Annotated in this window: 2 protein-coding genes; both read right to left on the bottom strand. The window is 60.3% G+C overall.

Annotated elements, in window-relative coordinates:
* Positions 1-2190, bottom strand: a 2190-nt coding sequence (locus KJ970_02375) for a DEAD/DEAH box helicase family protein (protein MBU2689744.1), incomplete at its 3' end; no start/stop codon positions are given.
* Positions 2191-2423: 233 nt separating this feature from the next.
* Positions 2424-2668 (bottom strand): hypothetical protein (locus KJ970_02370; GenBank protein MBU2689743.1); only part of this gene is annotated, 245 nt, incomplete at its 5' end.

Raw genomic sequence — 2668 nt, 5'->3', positions numbered from 1 at the left:
GTTGACAATCTCGATCTCCTTCTCCTGCCCGATGCGGTGGATACGGCCGATACGCTGCTCGATACGCATCGGATTCCATGGCAGATCAAAGTTCACGATGCGATGGCAGAATTGAAGGTTGCGCCCTTCGCCACCCACCTCTGTGGTGAGCAATGTGCGCCCTCCGTCGCGGAATGCGTCGATCGCAGCCTCTTTTTCTCGGGCAGACAGCCCCCCGTGAAAGAGAATGACCTCGAGGCCCCGCCGGCGGAGATTCTCGGCCGAAAAGGCGAGTGTCTCGCGGAAGCTCACAAAGACGATGGTCTTCTCGCGGGTGGTCTGCAGATGAACAGCCAGCGCGTCAAGCTTTGTGTGCGAATCCAGGGATCGTGCGATGTCGGCAAGCGACAGTAATTCCGCGGATTCCGGGATCTTCTCCAACGTTTTTAGCAACGCCCGCGGACTGCTGCCCGCCTCGGATTGGAGAAGCCGGAGGGTGAGCCGATTCAGCCCATTACCGCTGCCATCCCCTCGATAGCCGGTTCGCACCAGATTCGAGATGCGGTCATAAAGTTCCTTCTCCGCAGGCGACGGGTCAACGGTGACGGTGCTCGCATGCCGGGCCGGCAGATGCAATCCGGCCAACGCGCGCGTGTTGCGGATCATCACGCCGGACAGCAGCTCGCGCAGCTTCTCCTCGTTGACCGGCACGGTCGGATCCTCCTTCGACACAAACTCCCGGAGAAAGGTCGCCCGGGTCTTGAGTTGTCCCGGTTTGAGCAACGTGATGAGATTGTGCAACTCCTCCAGGTTGTTCTGCAGCGGGGTGGCCGTGAGCAGTAGAAGGAATCGCGATTTGAGGCGGTTGATCAGCTTCCAGGCCTGTGTGTTGCGATTGCGTAGATGATGCGCCTCGTCCACGATGATGAGATCGTACGGCCGGGCGGTCAGCAGGGGAGCATGGCGCGCCGACTTCGCCGATGCGAGCGAGGCGATGATCAGCGGCTTTTCCTGCCAGAAGGCTTCGGGATCGCGCTTGAAGAGCGGATCGGCGGAGGTGGCGCAATCGATGCCGAATTTGAGCAGCAATTCCTCATGCCATTGAGCGACCAGTGATGGCGGGACGAGCACCAGAACGGAGCGGATTAAGCCTCGCAGCATGTATTCCTTGATGATCATGCCGGCTTCGATGGTCTTGCCGAGGCCTACCTCGTCGCAGAGCAGAGCGCGACCGCGGAACCGCCGGAGGACCTTGCGCACCGTCTCGACTTGATACCAGAGTTCCCGCACGCCCTGTATGTTCGACAGGCACAGCAATTCGTCGATCCCGTTGACCATCGATAGATGATGCGCCGACAAGCACAGATCATGGTGTGACCGCACATTCCATTCCCCCTGCGTCAGCCGCGCCGCCAGATCCGGCCCTTCCACGGTTATCGTGACCTGGAGCGGACCGAGAATCGGCCGGGCAAGGATCGTCTCGGCGGGGGGAGGCGCGGGAGCCGTCGTTGCCGCGGGGGGCTTTGTGACAGCGGGCTTCGAGATAGGGGGCTTCGTGACAGCGGGCTTTGTGACAAGGGGCTTCGTGACAGGAGGCCTTGCGGCAGGGGCCGGACGGGACGGTTTCGATGGAGCCCGTGTTGGGGATTGAAGCGTGGCCTTCTTCTTTGGGGTCTGTTGAACCCTCGACGGTTGGCGCGGTTTGGATGGAGCCCGAGCCGGTGCTTGCGGCGCTGCCCTTTCATCGCCCCCGGACCACAGCGTCATCTGATCCGGGGAAGGGGAGGCCTCACAAGGATTATCACCGTAGCTGAGAACCCAGTGCCGTATATCCTTGATCCACCACGGACCGATTTTGCGCTGTCGAGGGAAATTTTTCTGGAATTCGAGAAGGTACCGGCGGGTTTCCTCCCGCCTTTTCATCGAGAAGGACAGATAGACGAGATCCTCCAGCAGATCGGAATCCCATTCCCCGCTGCGATGAGCATCCTCGAGCGTTTCCAACAAAAGGTCATGCCAGCCATGCTTGGCGCAAAGGGCATGCAGGTGAAACAACGCAGGCCGGAGGGTCGGAACCTCGCGGATAATCGCCCGCAACTGCTTGGCCGCCGCCTTGTCCCTGCCGGCCTCCATAAGAGCCATGGCGGCATCGTATCTTTGGAGGATTCGGTAGTCCTCTCTGGACAATCGATCGTCCCTGCGTGGGGCCATGTCGCCTCACAGTCCGGCTCGACCTATCGCGGCGGAGCGTTGATGCCGTGGAGAATCCGTCGTGTATGGCTCTTACCTCTTAAAATAGCAAGCCGGATGCCGGTTTGCCAACCGGTCTGCAACCAGATGGGCTGAAAAGATGATTCCAGTCGATTTGGGTCGCCTTGGCGCGGGAGAAACCTCGTCCCGCCGCCGCTATTCTCGGACCTTGAGATCATCCACCGAGCTGCCTATTACGGTGTTCTTTTGTGGATCTTCTTTGTGCGGTATTTTTGATCGCCGCTTTCCTCGCTGTACTCTTCTTGGTTGTACTCTTCTTGGTTGTACTCTTCTTGGCCAAAGCAGGCGGCCGGGGCGGAGCCAGAGAGACCATCCGCCAAATTTCGCCGGCGCGTCCCGTGGGCGCAACTTCTGCGCCGGCTGCTGCATGTCGACGCGCTCGCCTGCCCGCGCTGTTCCACATCCGCAGAGACAGTTC

The sequence above is a fragment of the Candidatus Eisenbacteria bacterium genome (genome assembly GCA_018831195.1).
Lineage (GTDB): Bacteria > Eisenbacteria > RBG-16-71-46 > CAIMUX01 > JAHJDP01 > JAHJDP01.
The sequence above is the reverse complement of the archived record's forward strand: the minus strand, read 5'-3'. Positions and strand labels throughout refer to the sequence as shown.